The sequence below is a fragment of the Paracoccus yibinensis genome, assembly GCF_030846195.1.
Classification (GTDB): Bacteria; Pseudomonadota; Alphaproteobacteria; order Rhodobacterales; family Rhodobacteraceae; genus Paracoccus; species Paracoccus yibinensis.
This window is the reverse complement of the sequence record NZ_JAVCWH010000002.1, coordinates 79,046-101,920: the sequence shown is the minus strand read 5'-3', so window position 1 is coordinate 101,920 and position 22,875 is coordinate 79,046. Positions and strand designations below refer to the sequence as shown.

The 22,875-nt window shown below is 66.8% G+C and carries 17 protein-coding genes and 1 tRNA gene; 8 read left to right on the top strand and 10 right to left on the bottom strand.

Going from position 1 to position 22,875, the window contains the following annotated elements; all coding sequences use genetic code 11:
• Nucleotides 1–3 precede the first annotated feature (3 nt).
• Both RAH32_RS04085 and RAH32_RS04080 read right to left on the bottom strand, forming a co-directional pair.
• Nucleotides 4–498 (bottom strand): CatB-related O-acetyltransferase, encoded by a 495-nt coding sequence (locus RAH32_RS04085; RefSeq protein WP_306605388.1) that lies wholly within the window; start codon nt 496–498, stop codon nt 4–6.
• 483 nt (nt 499–981) lie between these two features.
• Complete coding sequence (locus tag RAH32_RS04080) at nt 982–1,548, bottom strand: SH3 domain-containing protein (protein WP_306605387.1); 567 nt, start codon at nt 1,546–1,548, stop codon at nt 982–984.
• A 169-nt stretch (nt 1,549–1,717) separates the two neighbouring features.
• Here RAH32_RS04080 and RAH32_RS04075 point away from each other — a divergent pair, with 169 nt between their 5' ends.
• Nucleotides 1,718–2,719 carry a 2-hydroxyacid dehydrogenase gene (locus RAH32_RS04075; protein ID WP_306605386.1) on the top strand — a complete coding sequence of 334 codons (1,002 nt, stop codon included), beginning with the start codon at nt 1,718–1,720 and terminating at the stop codon, nt 2,717–2,719.
• Nucleotides 2,720–2,789: 70 nt separating this feature from the next.
• Nucleotides 2,790–3,932: an MFS transporter gene (locus RAH32_RS04070; protein ID WP_306605384.1), complete on the top strand. Its 1,143-nt coding sequence runs from the start codon at nt 2,790–2,792 to the stop codon at nt 3,930–3,932.
• A gap of 6 nt (nt 3,933–3,938) precedes the next feature.
• On the opposite strand, the gene RAH32_RS04065 is transcribed toward RAH32_RS04070, so the two are convergent.
• The 3 genes from RAH32_RS04065 to panC form a co-directional block, all read right to left on the bottom strand.
• Nucleotides 3,939–4,514 carry a hypothetical protein gene (locus tag RAH32_RS04065; protein WP_306605382.1) on the bottom strand — a complete coding sequence of 192 codons (576 nt, stop codon included), beginning with the start codon at nt 4,512–4,514 and terminating at the stop codon, nt 3,939–3,941.
• 67 nt (nt 4,515–4,581) lie between these two features.
• Nucleotides 4,582–5,391 carry a 3-methyl-2-oxobutanoate hydroxymethyltransferase gene (panB, locus tag RAH32_RS04060; protein WP_306605380.1) on the bottom strand — a complete coding sequence of 270 codons (810 nt, stop codon included), beginning with the start codon at nt 5,389–5,391 and terminating at the stop codon, nt 4,582–4,584.
• Nucleotides 5,381–6,247, bottom strand: coding sequence for a pantoate--beta-alanine ligase (gene panC, locus RAH32_RS04055; RefSeq protein WP_306605378.1), 867 nt, complete (start codon nt 6,245–6,247; stop codon nt 5,381–5,383). The genes panB and panC overlap by 11 nt, the downstream gene beginning before the upstream one ends.
• Before the next feature lie 163 nt (nt 6,248–6,410).
• Between panC and RAH32_RS04050 the strand changes: the two genes are divergently transcribed.
• Entirely contained in the window at nt 6,411–8,903 is a 2,493-nt protein-coding gene (locus RAH32_RS04050; RefSeq protein ID WP_306605376.1) for a GcvT family protein, read from the top strand.
• A 21-nt stretch (nt 8,904–8,924) separates the two neighbouring features.
• Here the strand turns inward: RAH32_RS04050 and RAH32_RS04045 are convergent, their stop codons facing one another.
• Nucleotides 8,925–9,482, bottom strand: a complete 558-nt coding sequence (locus RAH32_RS04045) for a TetR/AcrR family transcriptional regulator (protein WP_306605374.1) — start codon at nt 9,480–9,482, stop codon at nt 8,925–8,927.
• Nucleotides 9,483–9,782: 300 nt separating this feature from the next.
• Nucleotides 9,783–9,857: transfer RNA gene (locus tag RAH32_RS04040), tRNA-Gly, on the bottom strand.
• A 158-nt stretch (nt 9,858–10,015) separates the two neighbouring features.
• Here RAH32_RS04040 and RAH32_RS04035 point away from each other — a divergent pair.
• The gene (locus RAH32_RS04035) at nt 10,016–10,633 is read left to right on the top strand and encodes a DUF5671 domain-containing protein (protein ID WP_306605372.1); all 618 of its coding nucleotides are present in this window, start codon (nt 10,016–10,018) and stop codon (nt 10,631–10,633) included.
• Nucleotides 10,626–11,000, top strand: a complete 375-nt coding sequence (locus RAH32_RS04030; RefSeq protein ID WP_306605370.1) for a hypothetical protein — start codon at nt 10,626–10,628, stop codon at nt 10,998–11,000. The genes RAH32_RS04035 and RAH32_RS04030 overlap by 8 nt, the downstream gene beginning before the upstream one ends.
• 1 nt (nt 11,001) lies before the next feature.
• On the opposite strand, the gene uvrA is transcribed toward RAH32_RS04030, so the two are convergent.
• Nucleotides 11,002–13,854 (bottom strand): excinuclease ABC subunit UvrA, encoded by a 2,853-nt coding sequence (gene uvrA, locus RAH32_RS04025; protein ID WP_306605368.1) that lies wholly within the window; start codon nt 13,852–13,854, stop codon nt 11,002–11,004.
• Nucleotides 13,855–14,036: 182 nt separating this feature from the next.
• Between uvrA and pyc the strand changes: the two genes are divergently transcribed.
• Nucleotides 14,037–17,468 carry a pyruvate carboxylase gene (gene pyc / locus RAH32_RS04020; protein WP_306605365.1) on the top strand — a complete coding sequence of 1,144 codons (3,432 nt, stop codon included), beginning with the start codon at nt 14,037–14,039 and terminating at the stop codon, nt 17,466–17,468.
• Nucleotides 17,469–17,484: 16 nt separating this feature from the next.
• Here the strand turns inward: pyc and RAH32_RS04015 are convergent, their stop codons facing one another.
• Together RAH32_RS04015 and RAH32_RS04010 are read right to left on the bottom strand one after the other, a co-directional pair.
• A complete protein-coding gene (locus RAH32_RS04015) occupies nt 17,485–18,882 on the bottom strand; it encodes a hypothetical protein (protein ID WP_306605363.1) in 1,398 nt (465 codons plus the stop codon).
• 73 nt (nt 18,883–18,955) lie between these two features.
• On the bottom strand, nt 18,956–20,470 hold the full coding sequence (locus tag RAH32_RS04010; RefSeq protein WP_306605361.1) for a YifB family Mg chelatase-like AAA ATPase: 1,515 nt from the start codon (nt 20,468–20,470) through the stop codon (nt 18,956–18,958).
• Nucleotides 20,471–20,596: 126 nt separating this feature from the next.
• On the opposite strand from RAH32_RS04010, the gene coaBC reads away from it, so the two are divergent.
• Together coaBC and RAH32_RS04000 are read left to right on the top strand one after the other, a co-directional pair.
• The gene (gene coaBC, locus RAH32_RS04005; RefSeq protein ID WP_306605359.1) at nt 20,597–21,829 is read left to right on the top strand and encodes a bifunctional phosphopantothenoylcysteine decarboxylase/phosphopantothenate--cysteine ligase CoaBC; all 1,233 of its coding nucleotides are present in this window, start codon (nt 20,597–20,599) and stop codon (nt 21,827–21,829) included.
• Complete coding sequence (locus RAH32_RS04000) at nt 21,826–22,863, top strand: cysteine desulfurase family protein (protein ID WP_306605357.1); 1,038 nt, start codon at nt 21,826–21,828, stop codon at nt 22,861–22,863. Before coaBC ends, RAH32_RS04000 begins: the two co-directional genes overlap by 4 nt.
• The last annotated feature ends 12 nt before the right edge of the window (nt 22,864–22,875 follow it).

The following is a 22,875-nucleotide window of genomic DNA, read 5'->3' as shown; positions in this document are numbered from 1 at the left end:
TGATCACCGCCCGCGCAGGGCGCGAAACGTCCTGACGGGCCACGTTTCCTTATGCCACCGCAACAACGAATAGGTCGGGCGACCCTGGTGATGCGCGTCGGTCGAAAGTGACCCGATTTCCGCGATGAAGCGGCGGACATCCCCTGTCGGCAGGTCGGACAGCGTCTTGTGAGGGAAATCCCACCAGCGGGACGCCAGCAGGCTTGACCTGATCTCCGGCTTGAACCTGTATCGAAGCGGCGTCGATGAGACGCCCGCAACGATGGCGTAGGGGGGGACATCCCGCCTTACCACGGAATTGGCCCCGATCACCGCGCCTGTGGATATCCTGACGCCGGGGAAAATGACCGCTCCATCACCGATCCAGACGTCGTTTTCGATGATCGTGGGACCGGGTTCCTTCGGCGCGCGCGCACCGGCCCATGCCAGGTATTCCTCGGTCCGGTTCATGTCTTCCGGGCGGGACCCAAGCCGTGGGCTGGTCGTCAGACCCGTCATGGAATGTGCCGCCGCGCCGATGGATACCCTCCGCCCGATGCTGCAGTAGCGGCCGATGAAAACCGTTCCGAGGAGATATCCCCCGGAGTTCATGTAGCTGTGTCCTCCGAAGAAAACCTTGTCCCTGGGACCGGTGGTTCCCGAGTCCAGGCTGACACCGTCTTCGAACAAGAGATGCTTCAGGTTTCTTGCCCGGCCGATGCCTGCGGCGCGCAGCGATCGGGATGACAGCGGCTGGTCAGCGCGAAGGTGACCGGCGAGGAACGCTTCAAGCTTGGCAGAAATCATCTTTTCCACATGACAGAACCATTGTCGCCTGCGACTGCGTCAGTGCGGGCGGGTGTCTCCAGGCAAGACGCTTGGTGACGGCCGTGATTGCAGCAGCCCCAGCCCTTCCTGATGCAGATCTGGGTCTGAGATGAAACAAGGTTCCTACAGGATTCTTGTGAAGCGCGACCTTGCGATCGGGCACCGCCTGCCCGTTCAGTCGCGCACCTCGTCGGGGTCCACGCCCCAGATCGCCGATTTCGGCACCCAGCCCCGCTGACCGCCGCCCGAGATGCGGCACCAGCCGGGGTCGCATTCGCCCAGGCGGACGATGGCGCCCAGTTCCGCCCGTGCCACGATGTCGGCATCGGGATGGGGGCGGCTGCGCAGTTCGACCATGTCCTGCGTCACCAGTGCGGTGCGCACCCCCGACAGCAGCGCATAGTGGATCCAGCCCCCGGCGCCGTCCTTGTCCTCGACCCGGCGCCAGTGGCCGAACTCGGCGACGACGCGCAGGGGCATCCCGGCATGGCGGAACACCCAGTCGATGCGATGCGACAGGCTGGGACCGCGGCGGGCATTGCCCTCGGATCCCTTCAGGCTGACATAGCGGGGGACGGGCAGATTGGTCACCGGGCCGCGCGTTTCCCCGGCGCCCTGGTCCTGGACCCGGACGATGCGCGCATCCGCCGACTGCGGCACCGTGTCCGTCTGGGCCGAAGCCAGGCCCACCGACACCGCAAAAGCCAGCGCCGCGCCACCCAAAAGCGTCCGTATCCTCATCTTCCGTCCGTTCCTGCGGCCGCCCCTTGGCGGCGTTTCTGCCCTTTGCGGGGGACCGCGCGGCGACCCCGATGGGGTCTTGTGCGCGCCCCATATCGCGGGCAGTTTGCCAAAACCGGCGCCCGTTTGAAAGGCCGCCCCGACATGACATCGAGAAAGTGAGGCCATCATGCACAGCCCGCAACCCTCGCGCCAGAAACTGCGCGTCGTCGTGACGCGTCGCCTGCCCGAGCCGGTCGAGACGCGCATGACGGAACTGTTCGACGTGGTGCTGCGCAACGACGACGCCAGGATGTCGCGCGACGACCTTGCCGCAGCGATGCGGGGGGCGGACGTGCTGGTGCCGACGGTGACCGATCATATCGATGCTGCCATGCTGGCCCAGGCAGGCGAGCGGTTGAAGCTGATCGCGAATTATGGCGCGGGGGTCGATCACATCGACGTGCATTCCGCCAGGCAGCGCGGCATCCTGGTGACAAACACGCCGGGCGTCGTGACCGAGGATACTGCCGACATGGTGATGGCGCTGATCCTGGGCGTCACCCGCCGCATTCCGGAAGGCATGGCGGAAATGCAGGCGGGCCGCTGGGCCGGCTGGGCGCCGACCGCGCATCTGGGGGGGCGTGTCGGGGGACGGCGCCTGGGGATCCTGGGCATGGGACGGATCGGTCAGGCCGTGGCGCGGCGGGCCAACGCCTTCGGAATGCAGGTTCATTACCACAACCGCCGCCGCCTGCGCCCCGAGATCGAACAGGAATTGCAGGCGACATACTGGGAAAGCCTGGATCAGATGCTGGCGCGCATGGACATCATAAGCGTGAACGCGCCGCATACGCCATCCACCTTCCACTTGCTGAACGCACGGCGGCTGAAGCTGCTGAAGCCGACCGCCGTGGTGGTGAACACCTCGCGCGGCGAGGTCATCGACGAGAACGCCCTGACGCGGATGCTGCGCGCCGGAGAGATCGCGGGTGCGGGCCTGGACGTGTTCGAGCACGGTCATGAGATCAACCCCCGCCTGCGCGAACTTCCGAACGTGGTGCTGCTGCCTCATATGGGCAGCGCCACGGTCGAGGGCCGCGCCGAGATGGGCGAGAAGGTCATCATCAATATCAAGACCTTCGTCGACGGGCATCGCCCGCCCGACCTGGTCGTGCCGTCGATGTTGTAGGGGGCGCTGCCCCCGTCCCCGTTCCGGGGACTCCCCCGGGATATTTTGCACAGAAGATGAGGCATGGATCATGGTCGGGATTCAGGCGCGCTTGGCCGTGTCCGCGCTGTTTTTCGCGAACGGCCTTGTGGTGGGAAGCTGGGCGCCGAAGCTGCCCGCCATGATGTCGCGGCTGGGGATCAGCGAATCCGTGGCCGGTTTGCTGGTGCTGGCACTTGGCATCGGATCGGTCTGCCTGATGCCGGTGTTCGGCGGCCTGGTTGCGCGGCGCGGATCGGCCCATGCGGTGAAGCTGGCGGCCGTGCTGTTCACGCCCAGCCTGATCTGGATATCCCTGGCGCCGAATGCCTGGGCGGTCGCCCTGACTGTGTTGGTCTTCGGTGGGCTGATCGGCGGCATGGACGTGGCCATGAACGCCAATGCGGTGGCGGTCGAGCGCGCCAGGCGGCGGGCCATCATGTCATCCTGCCACGGTTTCTGGTCCCTGGGGGGACTTGCCGGTGCCGGGGCAGGGGGGGCGATCATCCAGGCGGCAGGAGAGACGGCGCACGCCCTCCTTGTGTCGATGATCGTGGCCGGGATCCTGGTTCTGGCCTTTCCGCGCCTGTTGCGTGACAGCCCGGCGGGGGAACACAGGCACCAGCCGCTGCGCCTGCCGCGCACGCCGCTGCCCTATCTGATCGGCGTGATGGCGCTTGCCTGCATGATCCCGGAAGGGGCGATCCTGGACTGGGCGGCGGTGTATCTGCAGCGGGAAATGGACGCTTCGCTGGCAGTTGCTGGGTGGGGATTCGGCGCTTGTGCCGGAACGATGGCCGTGATGCGCTTCCTGGGGGACGGGATACGCCGCCGCCATGGCGCGGTCAGGACGCTGCGAATCAGCGCGGTAATCGCCATGGCGGGACTGGCCGTCGCGGCCTTGGCGCCGACGCCCCTGATCGCGCTTGCGGGCTTCGGCCTGGCCGGGGTCGGCATCGCGAACCTGGTGCCGATCGCCTTTTCCGCCGCAGGCAACGTGCCGGGGCTGGCGCAGGGGATCGGGCTGTCGGTCGTCACCACCATGGGCTATTCCGGGATCCTGCTGGCACCCGGCAGCATCGGATTTCTGGCGGAACACACCAGCTTTGCCGTCATCTACGGGGGCTTGTCGCTGCTGCTTCTGGTGCCGCTGCTGTTGTCGCGCCTGGCGCGGACCGCCGATTTCGGTGGCTGATGCGTTTCAGGGACGCAGCGCGCCCGCCACCAGCATCACCGACACCAGCCCCAGCCATACCGAGGCCGCGCGCTGCATCACCTGCATCCGCCCTGCGCCGCCGGGACCCATCCGGGCCACGCTGCCCGCGCCGCCCCAGATCAGCGCCACGACCGCGGCTGTCACGCAGAACAGCGCCAGCCGGGATGCGAAGGCCGGGGCGGCGGGTGCGGGCAGCAGGACCAGGGCGATGATCAGGGCCTTGGGGTTCAGGACCGTGGTGACATAGACGCGGCGGGCCGTGATGTCGCCTCCGGCCTGCGCCAAGGACCCGCGCCCCCACAGCTTGACGGCCAGGACCATCACCCAGGCAGCCGCCGCAAGCTTGATCCCCTGCGCCGCCAGAGGGAAGTTCCCCAGAAGGCTGTGGCCGATAAGGGCCAGAGGCAGGATCGTCGTCAGATACCCCAAGACTTCGGCCGGGATCAGTCGGGCCGTGCGACCGATTCCAGCCGAGGCCCCGGCAAGGCCCATCAGGGTATTGGTGGGACCGGGCGTCAGCAGCAGGCCCAGAACGGCGGTCAGAAAGGCGGCAAGGGTCATGGTCGTCCGTCGCGATGTTTCCGCCTGGCTATCTTCTGGCGGTCGGCGCGGCCTTGACCTGGATCAGTCAGCGATAGACGTTTTCCTCGGCCGGGAAGCTGCGGTCGCGGACGGCGGCGGCATAGGCGGCGATCGCCTCGTCGGCGCTGCGGCCCAGGTCGGCGAACTTGTGGACAAAGCGCGGCACCCGCGCCGACAGCCCCAGCATGTCGTCCAGAACCAGGATCTGCCCGTCGCAGCGGGCGGATGCGCCGATGCCGATGGTGGGGACCGCAACCGATTCCGTCATGCGCACGGCCAGCGGCTCCACCACACCCTCGACCACGATCGAGAAGGCCCCGGCCTCGGCCACGTCAACGGCATCCTGGATGTGGCGCGCCCAGCTGTCGGTGTCGCGTCCCTGGGTCTTGAACCCGCCAAGGGTATGGGTTGCCTGCGGCAGCAGGCCGACATGGCCCATGACCGGGATGCCACGTTCGGTCAGGAACCGGATGGTGGGCGCCATGCGGCTGCCGCCTTCCAGCTTGACCGCGCCACAGCCGGTTTCGGCCATGATGCGCGCGGCGTTGCGGAAGGCCTGCTGGGGGCCTTCCTCATAGCTGCCGAAGGGCATGTCCACGACCACCATCGCACGTCGGCTGCCCCGGACGACCGCCTGTCCATGCAGGATCATCATCTCGGTCGTGACGCCCACGGTCGAGGTCAGGCCGTGGATCACCATGCCCAGGCTGTCGCCGACCAGGATCAGGTCGGCATGGGCATCCACCATAGCGGCCATCGGAGCGGTATAGGCTGTCAGCGCGACAACGGGCATGGCGCCCTTGCGTTCCGTGATCTGAGGTGCGGTGACGCGCTTGATGCGGGTTTCAACTGACATCGGGAACACCTTTCGGATGGGCGACACGCTGGTCGATCAGCAGCACGTCGCCGAAGCGGACGGCCAGCAGGATCACTACCGGCCGCTGGATCAGGGCAATTCGGGACAGATCGGCAGCATCGCGAATGTCGATGGAACGGACCTGCGCCAGAGGTTCCGCGGCGATGATGCGGCGCAGTTCGGCCCGGACGGCGGACAGGCCTGCGCCCTCAGCCACCATCTGCTGCGCGCGGTCCAGGGCGCGGTTCAGTACCGGCGCAGCCGCACGTTCGGAAGCCGACAGCCGGCGGTTGCGGGACGACATGGCAAGGCCGTCCGGTTCGCGCACGGTCGGCACGGGCAGGATCTCGACCGGCACGTCCAGGTCGGCCACCATCTGCCGGATCACGGCAAGCTGCTGATAGTCCTTTTCGCCGAAGGCCGCCGCATCGGGCCGGACGATGTTGAACAGCTTGGTCACGACCGTCGCCACGCCGCGGAAATGGCCGGGCCGCAGCCGTCCCATCAGCATCCGCGACAGTCCCGTCACCTCGACAATGGTTTGCGCGCCGGGGCGGTAGATGTCGGCGACCGTCGGCAGGAACACCGCGTCGCAGCCCGCATTGCGCAACAGGGCGATGTCGTTTTCCTCGTCCCGTGGATAGGTCGCCAGATCCTCGTTTGGACCGAACTGCGTGGGATTGACGAAGATCGAGGTGACGACCTGACCGCCGCCCCGGGCGTCCAGCCAACGCCGGGCATGGGCCACCAGCGACAGGTGGCCGTCATGCAGCGCGCCCATCGTCGGAACCAAGGCCACGCGGTCCCGGCCCTGCCGCCAGTCGCGCATTGCCTGCCTGTCACGGCAAATCTGCATTCCGTCCCCCCTTGGTGGCGCAGACCCTAATGGAATGACACGGATTCGCACAAGTGCTGCGTTGCAGCATGTCGTTTTTGGCCATTATTGGTCGGGCCTATCTGACGGGCAAAATGCAGCCATGGCAGTAACGGGCAACAACACCACCCAAGGAGTCGGGCGAATGAAGTCGCATGTGAAGGTTCTTGTCGTCGGAGGCGGCGCGGTCGGCTGCGGCATCGCGCTCCATCTGGCCCGCGCCGGGTGGGAGGTGATGCTGGTCGAGCGCGACGAGCTGACGGCCGGATCCACCTGGCACGCGGCGGGCCTGCTGCCGCTGTTCAACATGGGCTATGCGACGACCCATATCCACGACTATTCGGTCAAGCTTTATGCCGAACTGGAAGCGCAGACCGGCCTGAATGCGGGCTTCACGCGCTGCGGCAACCTGCGCATGGCGCAGACGCAGGACCGGATGGACGAATACATGCTCTATTCCGCGACCGCCGAGACGGTCGGGATCGAGCACCAGTTCCTGACGCCGCAGCAGATTAAGGACCGTTGGCCGCTGGTCCGCACCGAGGATCTGAAAGGCGCGCTGTTCCACCCGACCGACGGCTATATCAACCCCGCCGACGTGACCCAAGCCATGGCCAAGGGCGCGCGCATGGCGGGCGCCACCATCGAGCGCAAGATCCAGGTCAACGGCTACAAATGGACTGGGTCGGAATGGATCGTGACCTGCGAGAAGCTAGTCGAGAAGGGCGGCAACCTGGTTGGATCGGGTGAGACCTTCGAAATCCGGGCCGAGCATGTCGTGACCGCGACCGGCAACCACGCGCAGCGCACCGCGCGCCTTCTGGGCATCAAGATCCCCGCGATCCCGGTCGAGCATCAGTATATCGTCACCGAGCCCGACCCGGCCCTGGTCCAGTGGCGGGCGGCTGGCAATCCCGAACACCCGGTCCTGCGCGATGCGGATGCGAAATGGTATGTGCGCGAGGAACGCGGCGGCTGGATCCTTGGGCCTTACGAGCGCAACGCCCCGGCACGGTTCCTCTATGACGTGCCGGAATCCTTCCGCGCGGACCTGTTCCCGCTGGATCTGGAACGGATCGAGGAAGAATACATGTCGATGATCCACCGGATTCCGACCTCGGAAACGGTGGGGCTGAAGGACGATTACAACGGCCCGATCTGCTATACCCCCGACGGCAACCCGCTGGTCGGTCCCGCGCCCGGCCTGCGCAACATGTGGCTGGCCGAGGGCTTCAGCTTCGGCATCACGGCGGCGGGCGGCGTCGGCCATTACCTGACCCAGATGATGGTCGAGGGCGAGGCCGAGATCGACATGGCGTCCCTGGATCCGCGCCGCTATGGCAGCTGGATGACGACCGAATACGGCGCCCGCAAGAACGAGGAGGCCTATGAGCACGTCTTTATCCTGCACCATCCCGACGAGGAGCGCGAAGCCTGCCGCCCGCTGCGCACCTCGCCCGCCTATGACCGGCAGAAGACGCGCGGCGCGCAGTTCGGCCATGTGAACGGCTGGGAACGCCCCAACTACTACGGCCCGCAGGACTTCGACGACCACGCATCCCGCAGCTTCCGTCGCGGCGGCTGGTGGCAATATGCCAAGGCCGAGGCCGAGGCGATCCGCAATGCCGCGGGCCTGATCGACGCGACGGCCTTCGCCAAGCACATGGTCAAGGGACCGGGCGCGACGGCCTTCCTGGACTGGCTGACCACCAACAAGCTGCCCAAGATCGGCCGCATCAACCTGACCTATGCGCTGACTGATGCGGGCACGACGCGGACCGAATACACCATCGTCCGCCTGGCCGAGAACGACTATTACCTGGTTTCCGCCGGAGCCTGGGCTGCCTATGACGGCGACAACCTGGTCAAGTCGGCCGAGGATTTCATGGCAGCGGGCGGCAATTACGTCAGCATCCAGGACGTGACGACGCAGTGGGGCGTCTTTGCGCTGGCGGGTCCGGCCTCGCGCGACATCCTGGCGGGTCTGATCCGCGACGCGCAGCCTGAAACCGCGCTGTCGAACAAGCGGTTCCCCTGGCTGTCGGCGAAACAGATCGAGCTGGGCATGGTGCCGGTGAACGCCATCCGCGTCGCCTATACCGGAGAGCTTGGCTGGGAGCTGCACCACCCGATCGAGATGCAGAACCATCTGTTCGACCGGCTGATCGAGACGGGCGAGCCGTTGGGCATGAAGCTGGTCGGCGCACGGGCGCAGAACTGGCTGCGGCAGGAAAAATCCTATCGCGCCTTCGGCACGGAACTGGGCCGCGACGCGACCCCGCTGGAGGCCGGGCTGGACCGCTTCGTGGACCTGTCCAAGGACTTCCGCGGCAAGGCGGCGATGGAGGCCAAGGGCATCCGGTCCCTGTGCGTCACCCTGCTGATCGACGGGCCGCAGGATGCCGATCCCTGGGGGCGCGAGGGGATCTTCCTGGACGGGCAGAAGGTCGGGCGCCTGACCTCGGGCGGCTATTCGGTGGCCTTCGGCAAGCAGATCGGCATGGGCTATGTCCGCCCGGACCTGGCCCAGCCCGGCACGAAGCTGAAGGTTCGCATGTTCCGCGAGTTGTGGGATGCCGAAGTGACCGAGGACAGCCCCTATGATCCGCAGAATGCGCGGATCCGCGTGGACGGGTAAGGCTGTGCCCTGCGCCGCCGGTCAGCCGACCAGCAGGCGCAGGGCATCCTCGTATGACGACACCTGCACCGGGGATTCGGGCGGATAGGGCTGATCCATGTTCAGCATGGCAAAACCATGGGTCAGTGCCCAGACCGCCGTCTCGAACGGGGCGGCCTCGCGATCCCGAACAAACGGCTGGCAGTGTTCCTGAAGAACGACATAAGCGGCCCGGGCCACCGATCTCAGGTCGGGATCCTGGGTGGGCAACTGGTCGAACATCAATCGAAACAGCGGCGTATGGCGCCGGGCAAAGCGGATATAGGTCAGGTTCACCGCCAGCAGCCGCTGGAAGGCCCCGGCATCGGCAGGCTGGGCGTCGCGGGTCGCGATCAACTCGCGGCGGAAATCCTGGAAACCCTGGGTGGCGATGCCGATCCGCAGGCCGGGCAAGCCATTGAAATGATGCGCGGGGGCCGCATGGGACACACCCGCCCGCGCAGCGATTCGACGTAATGTCAGGCCTTCGGCACCTTCTTCGTCCAGGATCGCCAATCCGGCTTCTATCAGCATTTGGGGCAAGTCGCCGCGAGCAGGCATCCCCCTCTCCATTACTCAACTTGACAGTGTAAAGATAATCGCCGAATGTGGCTTGTCTCAGATGGTTAACGGCACGCTGGCAAGCGAGACGGCCGTGCTTTTTTGTGCTTGGGTAAGGGGTTTCTGGGGTCGCCCGCTTAAGCTCTGGCCTGTTATTGTTGGTTTTTCTGTTTCAGAGGTGTGCAGGCCAGAGCCTTTTCAGGGGATCATAGCCCCCCTTGCAGATTCTGCAACCGCAAGGCGACAATTTTTTCCTGGATAAAACAAAAAAGCCGAACCCGAAGGTCCGGCTTTTTGTCTTGGAGCGGGCGATGAGATTCGAACTCACGACCCTAACCTTGGCAAGGTTATGCTCTACCCCTGAGCTACGCCCGCATCCTTTTCCGTTGGCCGCTGGCCTTCGGTAGGCGGTGATTTATGGGACTGCGCCGGGGGGTGCAAGAGGAAAAATCGTCCCGCAACGCGAATTTTTCGGCGCCGTTGACATCCATGGGCAAAGCGCGTGAATCTGCCCGGAAACGAGGACGGGCGGGATGGCATCGGCCGATCAGTTGTCAGACTTTGTCCGTGATGCCCTGGCTGCGGGACATGGCGATGCGCGCATCCGTGCGGCCCTGGCGCAGGCCGGATGGACTACGCCAGAGATCGACGGCGCGGTGATGGCCTGGTCTGCGGGCGGGGATCTGCCGCCTGTGCCGCGTCCACAGCCCTATGTCTCGGCGCGCGAGGCGATGCTCTATGCGCTGCTCATGATCGCCCTGGTGCTGGTCTGCTTCCATGTTTTGCGCCTTGGTTTTCTGGTCATTGACGCGGCCATCCCCGATCTTGCCGAACCGGGAATGATCGATACCTGGCCGATGCGCTTTTCCATCGCCGCGATCCTTGCCTTCCTGCCGCTGTTCGTGGTGCTTGATCACCGCATGGCGAAGCAGGCGGTCCAGGGCGATCAGCGGCGGCGATCGCAGGCGCGCCGTGTCTTTGCCTCGATCACGGTTCTGGCGGCCGCCCTGGTCCTGCTGGGGGATGCGGTGTCGGTCATCCATGCGTTCCTGTCGGGCGATCTGACGCTGCGCCTGGCCGTGAAATGCGCCTTGGTGGGTGTGATGGGCCTGCTGGTGGCGGCTTGTTACCGCGAGGATCTGGATGGCTAGGCGTTGGCCCGTCTGGGCGCTGACTGCGCTGTCGCTGGCGGTTCTGACTGCAGGGGTGGTCGCCACTGGCGGTCCCGCGCAGGGCAGGGCGGAGAAACGCGACCGGTTGCGGGACAGCGACCTGTCCGAAATCCAGTCGCTGCTGTTCTGCAAGGCGCAGCAGGCGGGACGGGTCGTGACCGATCCCACCCCGACCGAGGCTTGCCCGATGACCCCGCGCCTGGCGGATCCCTTTACCGCCGCGCCTTATCGGATCGAACTCGTGGCCTCGGACAGCATCCGCCTGTGCGCGGGATTCGAGCTGCCCGCCCGGTATTCAACCCGTGACGAGGCTGGCTGCATCGTGCAGCGCATCGCCCTGGACTGACCTATTCCGCGGCCCGGACCCGTGCGGGGCGCAGCATCGGCGCCAGATAGCGGCCGGTATGGCTTTCATGGACCTTCGCCACATCCTCGGGCGTGCCGACAGCCACGATGCGCCCGCCGCCGTCCCCGCCTTCGGGGCCGATGTCGATGATCCAGTCGGCGGTCTTGATGACATCCAGGTTGTGTTCGATCACGACGACCGTGTTGCCCTGGTCCACCAGCCGGTGCAGCACTTCCAGCAGTTTGCGCACGTCTTCAAAATGCAGGCCGGTGGTCGGTTCGTCCAGGATATACAGCGTCTTGCCGGTGGACTGACGCGACAGTTCCTTGGCCAGCTTCACCCGCTGCGCCTCGCCGCCCGACAGGGTGGTGGCCTGCTGGCCGACCTTGACGTAGCCAAGCCCGACTTCCATCAGCGCGTCCATCTTGTTGCGGATCGCGGGCACGGCGGAAAAGAAGCTCTGCGCATCCTCGACCGTCATGTCCAGCACGTCGGCGATGGACTTGCCCTTGAACAGGACCTCCAGCGTTTCGCGGTTGTAGCGCTTGCCCTTGCAGGTCTCACAGGTGACATAGACATCGGGCAGGAAGTGCATCTCGATCTTGATGACGCCGTCGCCCTGGCAGGCCTCGCACCGGCCGCCCTTGACGTTGAAGCTGAAGCGGCCGGGCTTGTAGCCCCGCGCCTTGGACTCGGGCAGGCCCGCATACCAGTCGCGGATGGGCGTATAGGCGCCGGTATAGGTCGCGGGGTTCGACCGGGGCGTGCGGCCGATGGGCCGCTGGTCGATGTCGATCACCTTGTCCAGATGCTCCAGCCCCGTGATCGTCTCGCACGGTGCAGGGGTCTGGCGCGCGCCGTTCAGGCGCAGGCTGGCGGTCTTGAACAGCGTCTCGATGGTCAGGGTGGACTTGCCGCCGCCCGACACGCCGGTCACGCAGACGAACTTGCCCAGGGGAAACTCGGCCGTGACGTCCTTGAGGTTGTTGCCCGTCGCCTTGACGACCTTGACCGCCTTGCCGTTGCCCTTGCGGCGTTCGTCGGACACCGGGATTTCTCGAACGCCTGACAGATACTGTCCGGTAAGGCTCGCCGGGTCGGCGGCGATTTCCTCGGGCGTGCCCTTGCTGACCACGGTGCCGCCATGGACACCCGCGCCCGGCCCCATGTCGAAGACATAGTCGGCGTGGCGGATCGCATCCTCGTCATGTTCCACCACGATGACCGAGTTGCCCTGGTCGCGCAGGCCCTTCAGCGTGTCCAGCAGCCGGTCGTTGTCGCGCTGATGCAGCCCGATCGAGGGTTCGTCGAGGACATAGAGCACGCCAGTCAGCCCCGACCCGATCTGGCTGGCCAGCCGGATCCGCTGGCTTTCGCCGCCCGACAGGGTGCCCGCCGCGCGGGAGAGCGTCAGGTAATCCAGGCCCACGTTCACCAGGAAGCCAAGCCGTTCGCGGATTTCCTTGAGGATCGCGTGGGCGATCTCGTTCTTCTGCTTGCTCAGGTGTTTCGGCGCAGCCTCGATCCACGCCAGCGCCTCCTTGATCGACAGTTCGACAACCTGGCCGATATGCTGGCCCGCGATCTTGACGGCCAGGGCCTCGTCCTTGAGGCGATAGCCGTGGCAGGCGCCGCAGGGGCGGTTGTTCTGGTAACGCTCGAACTCCTCGCGGACCCACTGGCTGTCGGATTCGCGCATCCGGCGTTCCATGTTGGGGATCACCCCTTCGAAGACCCGGGTGACGTTGTAAACGCGTCCGGCATCGTCGAAGCGGAAGGCGATCTCCTCATTGCCCGATCCGCGCAGGAACATCTGCTGGATGTTCTCGGGCAGGTTCTTCCACGGCGTCTTCCTGTCAAAGCCGTAATGCTTGGCCAAGGCGTTCACGGTCTGCGTCAGATAGGCCGATTTCGACTTGGCCCAAGGGGCGATGGCGCCCTTTTCGACGGACAGCGCGGCATCCGGCACCACCAGCCGTTCGTCGAAGAACAACTCGGCACCCAGCCCGTCGCAAACCGGACAGGCGCCGTAAGGGGCGTTGAAGGAAAACAGCCGCGGTTCGATTTCGGGAATGGTGAAGCCGCTGACCGGGCAGGCGAAGTTTTCGCTGAAGGTGGTCCGTTCGGGTTCATCCGCCGCGGTTTCCACGACGGCGATGCCGTCGGCCAGATCCAGCGCGGTGCGCAGCGAATCGGCTAGGCGGGTTTCCAGCCCCGCGCGCACGACGATGCGGTCCACCACCACGTCGATGTCGTGGCGGAACTTCTTGTCCAGCACCGGCGGTTCATCCAGTTCATGGAACTGGCCGTTCACCTTGACCCGCTGGAAGCCCTGCTTGCGAAGCTCCAGGAACTCCTTCTTGTATTCACCCTTGCGGTCCCGGACGATGGGCGCCAGCAGATAGGCGCGCGTGCCCTCGGGCATCTCCATGATCCGGTCCACCATGTCCTGGACCTGCTGCGCCTCGATCGGCAGGCCGGTGGCGGGGGAATAGGGCGTGCCCGCGCGGGCGAACAGAAGCCGCAGGTAGTCATAGATTTCCGTGACCGTGCCCACGGTCGAGCGGGGGTTCTTCGAAGTCGTCTTTTGCTCGATGCTGATGGCGGGCGACAGGCCAGTGATGTGGTCCACGTCGGGCTTGCCCATCATGTCCAGGAACTGGCGCGCATAGGCCGACAGGCTTTCGACATAGCGGCGCTGGCCTTCGGCATAGATCGTGTCGAAGGCGAGGCTGGACTTGCCGCTGCCCGACAGCCCGGTGATGACCACCAGCTTGTCGCGCGGGATGTCCATGTCCACGCCCTTCAGGTTATGCTCGCGCGCACCGCGAACCTCGATGAACTTCTGTTCCATGCTTTGTCCCTGGACGGCCAAGCGCATCACATAGGGGCGCGGTTTCAAAAAGCAACCGCAAAATGGGAACATCCCGCGAACACGACCTTGCGTAAACCTTTTGTTGCAGTCTGGCTGCTGTGCCGCTTGCGCTGCGCTGCGGCATTGCTACTGTCTCGCGCAATGTTGAAGGGGGACCGCGCATGTTCAACAAAATCCTGATCGCCAACCGGGGCGAGATTGCGATCCGCGTGATGCGGGCGGCCAATGAGCTGGGCAAGAAGACGGTCGCCGTCTATGCCGAGGAGGACAAGCTGGGCCTGCACCGCTTCAAGGCGGACGAGGCCTACCGGATCGGCGAGGGGTTGGGGCCGGTCGCGGCCTATCTGTCGATCCCCGAGATCATCCGGGTGGCCAAGGAGTCGGGCGCGGACGCGATCCATCCGGGCTATGGGCTGCTGTCGGAGAACCCCGACTTCGTGGATGCCTGCGCCGCAGCCGGGATCACCTTCATCGGCCCGCGCGCGGACACCATGCGCGCGCTTGGCGACAAGGCATCGGCGCGGCGCGTGGCGATCGGCGCAGGCGTGCCGGTGATCCCCGCGACCGAGGTTCTGGGCGACGACTTCGAGGCAATCAAGGCCGAGGCGGCCGCCATCGGCTATCCGCTGATGCTCAAGGCCTCCTGGGGCGGCGGCGGGCGCGGGATGCGGCCGATCAACGGGCCGGACGAGTTGGTGGACAAGGTCCGCGAAGGGCGCCGCGAAGCCGAGGCCGCCTTCGGCAATGGCGAGGGCTATCTGGAGAAGATGATCCTGCGCGCCCGTCATGTCGAGGTGCAGTTGCTGGGCGACACGCATGGGGGGCTGTATCACCTCTATGAACGCGACTGCACCGTGCAGCGCCGCAACCAGAAGGTCGTGGAACGCGCCCCCGCGCCCTATCTGACCGAAGCACAGCGCGCCGAGGTCTGCGAACTGGCGCTGAAAATCGGCCGCGCCGTGGGCTATCAGAACGCGGGCACGGTCGAGTTCCTGATGGATATGGACAGCGACCGGTTCTACTTCATCGAGGTGAACCCGCGCGTCCAGGTCGAGCATACCGTGACCGAGGAGGTCACCGGCATCGACATCGTGCAGTCCCAGATCCGCATCGCCGAGGGCGCGACCTTGGCCGAGGCGACGGGCGTGCCGTCCCAGGACCAGGTCACGCTGTCGGGCCATGCGCTGCAATGCCGCGTGACGACCGAGGATCCGCTGAACAACTTCATCCCCGACTATGGCCGGATCACCGCCTATCGCAGCGCGACCGGCAACGGCATCCGCCTGGACGGCGGCACGGCCTATTCGGGGGGCGTGATCACGCGCTATTACGACTCGCTGCTGGTCAAGGTCACGGCCTGGGCGCAGACGCCCGAGGGGGCGATCCGCCGCATGGACCGCGCCCTTCGCGAATTCCGGGTGCGCGGGGTTTCGACGAACATCGACTTCGTCATCAACCTGCTCAAGCACCCGACCTTCCTGGACGACACCTATACGACCAAGTTCATCGACACGACGGCAGAGCTGTTCCAGTTCGACAAGAAGCAGGACCGGGCCACGCGGATCCTGACCTACCTGGCGGACATCAGCGTGAACGGCCACCCGGAAACGGCAGGCCGCCCCATGCCGCCCGCCCAGGCCCGCCCGCCCGTGCCGCCCGCGCCGAAGGGGGAACCCGCGGCCGGCACCCGGCAGTTGCTTGAGCAAAAGGGCGCGCAGGCCGTGGCCGACTGGATGGCCGCCCAGACGCGCCTGCTGATGACCGACACCACCATGCGCGACGGCCACCAGTCGCTGCTGGCAACGCGGATGCGGTCCATCGACATGATCCGCGTGGCGCCCTCCTATGCCGCGAACCTGCCGCAGTTGTTCAGCGTCGAATGCTGGGGCGGGGCGACCTTCGACGTGGCCTATCGCTTCCTGCAGGAATGCCCGTGGCAGCGGCTGCGCGACATCCGCGAGCGGATGCCGAACCTGATGACGCAGATGCTGCTTCGGGCGTCCAACGGCGTGGGCTACACCAACTATCCTGACAATGTGGTTCAGTCCTTCGTGCGGCAGGCGGCGGAAACCGGCGTCGATGTGTTCCGCGTCTTCGACAGCCTGAACTGGGTCGAGAACATGCGCGTCGCCATGGACGCGGTGATAGAGACCGGCAAGATCTGCGAGGGCACGGTCTGCTATACCGGCGACATGCTGGACCCCGAGCGGTCCAAGTATGACCTGGCTTATTACGTGAAGACCGCGCGGGACCTGAAGGCCGCGGGCGCCCATGTGCTGGGACTGAAGGACATGGCGGGCCTTCTGAAGCCCGCCGCCGCGCGCATCCTGATCAAGGCGTTGAAGGAGGAGGTGGGCCTGCCCGTCCATTTCCACACCCATGATACTTCGGGCCTCGCTGCCGCAACGATCCTGGCGGCAGCAGAGGCAGGCGTGGACGCGGTCGATGCGGCCATGGATGCGTTCTCGGGCGGCACCTCGCAGCCCTGCCTGGGCTCCATCGTCGAGGCGCTGGAGGGGACCGAGCGCGACACCGGCCTGGACATCGCGGCGATCCGCCAGATCAGCAACTACTGGGAACGCGTGCGCGAGAACTACGCCGCGTTCGAGAGCGGCCTGCAATCCCCGGCCTCCGAGGTCTACCTGCACGAGATGCCCGGCGGGCAATTCACCAACCTCAAGGCCCAGGCCCGCTCCATGGGGCTGGAGGACCGCTGGCACGAGGTGGCCCAGGCCTATGCCGACGTGAACCGCATGTTCGGCGACATCGTGAAGGTCACGCCGTCCTCGAAGGTGGTGGGCGACATGGCGCTGATGATGGTGGCGCAAGGGCTGACGCCCCAGCAGGTGCTGGATCCGGCGACCGAGGTCAGCTTCCCCGACAGCGTCGTGGACATGATGAAGGGCAACCTGGGCCAACCCCCCGGCGGCTGGCCCGAAGCGATCCAGAAGAAGGTGCTGAAGGGCGAGGCCCCGATCACCGACCGCCCCGGCGCGCATCTGCCCCCCGTGGACATCGAGGCCACCCGCAAGAAGCTGACCGAGGATCTGGGCGTCGAGATCGACAACGAGGATCTGAACGGCTACCTGATGTATCCCAAGGTCTTTTCCGACTACATGGCCCGACACGAGACCTATGGCCCGGTCCGCACCCTGCCGACGCGCAACTTCTTCTACGGCATGGAGGCGGGCGACGAGATCAGCGTCGAGATCGACCCCGGCAAGACGCTGGAGGTGCGCCTGCTGACCATCGGCGACACGGACGAGAAGGGCGAGGTCAAGGTCTTCTTCGAACTGAACGGCCAGCCCCGCCAGGTCCGCGTCCCGAACCGCAAGGCCACCGGAACCAAGGCCGCCCGCCCCAAGGCTGATCCGGCGAACGCCGGTCATGTCGGCGCGCCGATGCCCGGCGTTGTGGCCTCGGTCGCGGCGGCGGCGGGGGCGAAGGTCCGCCAGGGCGACCTGCTTCTGACCATCGAGGCGATGAAGATGGAAACCGGCCTGCACGCCGACCGCGACGGCACCATCAAGGCCATCCACGTCCGCCCCGGCGAACAGATCGACGCCAAGGACCTGCTGGTCGAGGTGGAGTGACCCCTGGCCGCGGCCCTTACAGCAGGGTCGCGGCCAGCAGCACCCACAGGGTCAGAGCAGCCCCGGTCGTCAGGGCATAGAGCCCGTTCCAGACCATTCCGGCATGGCGCGCCTCGACCCCGCCCAGCTTGCCGACCAGCAGGACGGAGGCCGTGAAGGGAGAGGTGTTGCCGCTGATCGCCCAGCCGCCGGTGATGGCGATCACCATCGCCGTGGGATGCACCCCCAGGTCGGCGGGCGATGGTAGCAGCGGCACCAGCAGCGACACGGCCAGGATCGGGTTCATGCCGATCTGGCCGGTCAACGGGATCACCCAGACAAGCGCCGCCAGGATCAGCGGGGCAGGCAGCGCCGCCAGGTCCGGCCCATGGGCCTGCATGATCGGCACCAGAAGCCACGACCCCATGCTGCCGATGAAGCCCGCCATGAACAGCAGGATGATCTCTCCGCGATAGCCCGCAAGGTCGCGGGTGGCGAACTGCCCGACCCGCGCGGCCAGCGTTGCCGCCCGCCCGCCGCGCATCGGCGGAAGGATCAGCGTCCAGGCCATCGCGATCAACGGCACCACGGTCATGACCGCGCCGGTGACGGCGACGCCGGTCGCCAGGTGCAAGGCAAAGACGCTGCCGACGACGATGGTCAGCAGGATCAGCAGCGGGCGCAGGCGCAGCAGCCAGTTGTCGGTTTCGGCCATGCGGGGCGGAACTGGGGCGGAAAGCTGCGGCTTGAACATCGTGTCCAGCAGCCAGCCGATGCCGATCATCAGGGCCGAGCTGACCAGGCAGAAGCCGACGGCCTGCGGCCAGGACGCGCCTTGCACCACCGTCATCGCCACTGCGATCGACAGTCCCATGGGCGACCAGCAGATCGTCGAGGCAAAGCCCCGCTGGATCGCCACCAGCATCCTCCGCAGCCGGTGGCGGCGCAGTTCCTGGTTCGTCTCCCTCGCGGTGCTTTCGGCGGCCAGCCCGCCGAGCAGCGAGATCGAGCCGTAAAGCAGGATCAGCCCGAACAGATGCCCGCCGACCGTGAGCGCAAGATACCGCCGCCCCGGCGGTTGGCGGGCCAGGAAGCGGCCGCAGTCCAGGATGTCCTGCGATCCCACTGCCGCACTGCGCAGCGCGGACAGAGCCGTGAACAGTGTGATGATGAAGCCCCCGCGCGTCAGGGCCGTCAGGGTGGCCTGTCCCCAGTCTGGCCGCGTCGCCGCAGCCCATCCAACCAGGGCAAGGCCCACGGCCACGAAGGCCAGCCGCGACGCCCGCGCGGTCAGCGAGAACAGGGCAAGCGCACCGACCAGCAGAAGATCGGCGGTCACCGCAAAGCCCGGCCCCGCCCCGAACTGGGGCGGAATCGTCGCCAGCAGGGCGCAGGCGGTCAGGATGCCGCCGATCCGGGCGCTGATGGGGGGCATGGGATGGTCCGTCTTCAGGGTCGCCCAGCGATAGCGCCGCCTTGCACGATGCGCAATTCGTCAGCCGCCCCGATCAGCCGCCTGCGACGAAGGGCAGGCGATAGCTGATCGCCTCGGCCAGGTGCGGCGCACGCACAGTGGCGGATCCGGCCAGGTCCGCGATGGTCCGGGCGGTGCGCAGGATGCGGTGATAGCCCCGCGCGGTCAGGCCCAGGCGTTCGGACGCCTTCAGGATCAGCGCCCGGCCTTCGTCGTCCGGGGCGGCGATCTGGTCCAGCAGACTGCCCGAGGCCTCGGCATTCACACGCACCTGCGGGTGGTCGCGGAACCGTGCGGCCTGCACATCCCGCGCCGCTGCGACACGCGCCGCCACTTGGGCCGACGTATCGCCGCCCGAGGGCAGTTCCAGGTCCATGAAGCTGACCGCCGGAACCTCCAGCCGCAGGTCGAAGCGGTCCATCAGCGGACCCGAGATCTTGCCCATGTAGTCCCCCCCGCAGGTCGGCGCGCGCGAACAGGACCGCGCGGCATCGGCCAGATAGCCGCAGCGGCAGGGGTTGGCGGCGGCGATCAACAGGAAGCGGCAGGGATAGCGGATATGGGCATTGGCGCGAGCCACCACGACCTCGCCCGTCTCGATGGGCTGGCGCAGGGTTTCCAGCACCTGCCGGGGAAATTCGGGAAACTCGTCCATGAACAGCACGCCGTTATGGGCCAGGCTGATCTCGCCCGGTTTCGCACCCCGCCCGCCGCCGACGATGGCGGCCATCGACGCGGTGTGGTGCGGCTCGCGGAAGGGCGCGCGACGGGATATGCCGCCGTCGTCCAGCGTGCCTGCAAGCGAATGGATCATCGAGGTTTCCAGCGCCTCGACCGCGCCAAGGGGCGGCATCAGGCCGGGCAGGCGGGCGGCCAGCATGGATTTGCCCGCACCGGGCGGGCCGACCATCAGCAGGTGGTGGCGACCTGCCGCCGCAATCTCCAGGGCGCGCTTGGCGCGTTCCTGACCTTTCACCTCGGACAGGCAGCCGCCCGTCGGAGCAGCGTCGATCATGCCGGGGGCCGCGCGGGCGATGGGCGTGCGGTCGGTCAGGTGGTCGATCACCTCGCGCAGCGTGGCAGGGGCCAAGACGGGAACGGCATCGACCCAGGCGGCCTCGGGTCCGCAGGCGCGGGGGCAGATCAGGGCGCGGTCATCCTCGGCCGCGGCCATGGCGGCGGGCAGGGCGCCTGTCACCGCGACCAGCCGCCCGTCAAGCGCAAGCTCGCCCAGGGCCACGCAGCGCGACAGTTCCTCGGCCGGGATGATCTCCAGCGCGGCCAGGATCGAAAGCGCGATCGGCAGGTCGAAATGCGAGCCTTCCTTGGGCATGTCGGCGGGCGACAGGTTCACCGTCAGCCGCCGGTTCGGCATGGCGATGGCCAGCGATCCGAAGGCGGCCTTGACGCGTTCGCGCGCCTCGCTGACGGCCTTGTCTGGCAGGCCCACGATGGCGAAACCCGGCAGGCCCGCCGCGACGGAACACTGAACCTCGACCAGCCGCGCCTCGATCCCCTCGAAGGCGACGGAATAGGCGATTGCGACCATGGCTTCCCCTTTGCGTTGCGGGGATGGTTAACGGGGCCGGTTTAAGGAAAGGTTAACGGGCGGGCATTGCTTGCGGCACGGGGGCCGGGGGGCTATGTGACTGATGCGCAAGGTCATGGGGGCAAGATGAACGGCAAGCGTATCCTGCTGATCGTGGGCGGCGGCATCGCGGCCATGAAGGTGCCGCAGCTGATCCGCCTGCTGCGCGCCGAGGGGGCCGCCGTCACGCCCGTCCTGACGCAGGCGGGCGCGCAGTTCACCACGGCCATGACCCTGTCCGTGTTGGCGGGCGAGGCCGCGCATGACAGCCTGTGGGACATCGAAGCGGAGGCCGAGATCGGCCATATCCAGCTGTCGCGCAACGCCGATCTGGTGGTGGTGGTGCCTGCGACGGCGGACCTGCTGGCGAAGATGGCGCATGGGATCGCGGACGACCTGGCCTCCACGCTGCTGCTGGCGACCGACAAGCGCGTGCTGGTTGCCCCTGCGATGAACGTGCGCATGTGGCACCATCCGGCGACGCAGCGGAACCTGCGGACCCTGCGCGACGACGGCATCCTGTTCGTCGGTCCCGAGGATGGGGACATGGCCTGCGGCGAATATGGCACCGGCCGCATGTCGGAACCCGAGGCGATCCTGAGGGCCATTCGCGAGGCATTGGCCCCTCAACCCCTGAAGCTGCTGCCCGAGGCGCAGATCCGGCCCGGCACCCTGTCGGGGCGGCATGTGATCGTGACCTCGGGTCCGACGCACGAACCCATCGATCCGGTCCGCTACATCGCCAACCGCTCCTCGGGGGCGCAGGGCGCGGCAATCGCGGCGGCTCTGCGCGACATGGGCGCGCGGGTCAGCTTTGTCACCGGCCCGGCCGAGGTTTCCCCGCCCGACGGGGTCGATGTGATCCGCGTCCAGACCGCCGGGCAGATGCACGAGGCGGTGGAAGCCGCGCTACCGGCCGATGCGGCGGTGATGGCGGCGGCAGTGGCCGACTGGCGGGTGACCAATTCATCCGCGACCAAGATGAAGAAGGACGGATCAGGCAGGCCGCCGTCGCTCGAGATGACCGAGAACCCGGATATCCTGGCCTGGATCAGCCAGCCCGGCGACCGCCGCCCCCGGCTGGTCGTGGGCTTTGCCGCCGAGACGAACGATGTCGTGGCCCATGCCACTGACAAGCGGCTGCGCAAGGGCTGCGACTGGATCGTGGCGAATGACGTCAGCGAGGGAACCGGCATCATGGGCGGAACGGAAAACGCCGTGACGGTCATCACCGAAGACGGCCCCGAGGAATGGCCGCGCATGGCCAAGGACGCCGTGGCCCGCAAGCTGGCCCAGAAGATCGGCGAGGCTCTGGGATGAGAACCTATCTGGACTGGAACGCCACCACCCCCCTGCGCGAGGAAGCGAAGGCCGCGATGCGCGGCGGGATGGAAATCGTGGGCAACCCGTCATCCGTCCATACCGAGGGGCGCGCGGCCAAGATGGCGATGGAGCGCGCGCGCGAGCAGATCGCGGCTGCCTTGGGTGCGGAAGGCGCGGATGTGATCTTCACCTCGGGCACGACCGAGGCTGCGGCCATGATGCTGGCGGGCAGCGGCGCCCATTGCGCGCCGGTCGAACACAGTGCGATCAAGGTCTGGTGCGAACAGGATCTGGCGGTGGATGGCGACGGCATCGTCACCGTGCCCGATCCCGCGAATGCCAGCCTGCAACTGGCCAACAATGAAACCGGCGTGATCCAGGCCTTGCCCGAAGGGCTGGCGTCCAGCGACCTGACGCAGGCCTTCGGCAAGATCCCCTTCGCCTTCAACTGGCTGGGGATCACTGCAGGCTTTGTCAGCGCGCACAAGCTGGGCGGGCCCAAGGGCATCGGCGCGCTGATCGTGAAACGCGGCACCGATGTCGAGGCGATGATCCGGGGCGGGGGCCAGGAAGGGGGCCGCCGGGGCGGGACCGAGAACTTCCTGGGCATCCTCGGCTTTGCGGCGGCGGCCACTGCGGCGCAAAAGGAACTGGAGGCTGGCCTGTGGGACGAGGTCGCCGCCCGCCGCGACGCGCTGGAGGATCGGCTGCTGTCGCTGCCCGGCACAATCGTCGCCGGAAAGGGCGCGAAGCGCTTGCCGAACACGACCTGTCTTCTTACATCGGGCTGGAAGGGTGAAACCCAGGTCGTGCAGATGGATCTGGCGGGCTTTGCGATTTCGGCGGGGTCGGCCTGTTCGTCGGGCAAGGTTCGGGCCAGCGGGGTTTTGCAGGCCATGGGTTTCGACGACAAGGCCGCGCAATCGGCAATTCGGATCTCGATAAGCCCGGCTACGGGCGACGATCAGGTGAACCGATTTGCGGATGCGTGGGAAAGCGCGTATTCACGCTGGCGCGAACGGAACGGCTAGGCGACAGGCCAG

Coding starts and splice junctions, on each gene's coding strand:
- uvrA (WP_306605368.1), bottom strand. CDS start 13,854: ATGGAACAGAAGTTCATCGAGGTTCGCGGTGCGCGCGAGCATAACCTG.
- panB (WP_306605380.1), bottom strand. CDS start 5,391: ATGTCAGTTGAAACCCGCATCAAGCGCGTCACCGCACCTCAGATCACG.
- panC (WP_306605378.1), bottom strand. CDS start 6,247: ATGCAGATTTGCCGTGACAGGCAGGCAATGCGCGACTGGCGGCAGGGC.
- RAH32_RS04030 (WP_306605370.1), top strand. CDS start 10,626: ATGGCTAGGCGTTGGCCCGTCTGGGCGCTGACTGCGCTGTCGCTGGCG.
- coaBC (WP_306605359.1), top strand. CDS start 20,597: ATGAACGGCAAGCGTATCCTGCTGATCGTGGGCGGCGGCATCGCGGCC.
- RAH32_RS04085 (WP_306605388.1), bottom strand. CDS start 498: ATGACGGGTCTGACGACCAGCCCACGGCTTGGGTCCCGCCCGGAAGAC.
- RAH32_RS04035 (WP_306605372.1), top strand. CDS start 10,016: ATGGCATCGGCCGATCAGTTGTCAGACTTTGTCCGTGATGCCCTGGCT.
- RAH32_RS04075 (WP_306605386.1), top strand. CDS start 1,718: ATGCACAGCCCGCAACCCTCGCGCCAGAAACTGCGCGTCGTCGTGACG.
- RAH32_RS04010 (WP_306605361.1), bottom strand. CDS start 20,470: ATGGTCGCAATCGCCTATTCCGTCGCCTTCGAGGGGATCGAGGCGCGG.
- RAH32_RS04015 (WP_306605363.1), bottom strand. CDS start 18,882: ATGCCCCCCATCAGCGCCCGGATCGGCGGCATCCTGACCGCCTGCGCC.
- RAH32_RS04065 (WP_306605382.1), bottom strand. CDS start 4,514: ATGACCCTTGCCGCCTTTCTGACCGCCGTTCTGGGCCTGCTGCTGACG.
- RAH32_RS04070 (WP_306605384.1), top strand. CDS start 2,790: ATGGTCGGGATTCAGGCGCGCTTGGCCGTGTCCGCGCTGTTTTTCGCG.
- RAH32_RS04080 (WP_306605387.1), bottom strand. CDS start 1,548: ATGAGGATACGGACGCTTTTGGGTGGCGCGGCGCTGGCTTTTGCGGTG.
- RAH32_RS04050 (WP_306605376.1), top strand. CDS start 6,411: ATGAAGTCGCATGTGAAGGTTCTTGTCGTCGGAGGCGGCGCGGTCGGC.
- pyc (WP_306605365.1), top strand. CDS start 14,037: ATGTTCAACAAAATCCTGATCGCCAACCGGGGCGAGATTGCGATCCGC.
- RAH32_RS04000 (WP_306605357.1), top strand. CDS start 21,826: ATGAGAACCTATCTGGACTGGAACGCCACCACCCCCCTGCGCGAGGAA.
- RAH32_RS04045 (WP_306605374.1), bottom strand. CDS start 9,482: ATGCCTGCTCGCGGCGACTTGCCCCAAATGCTGATAGAAGCCGGATTG.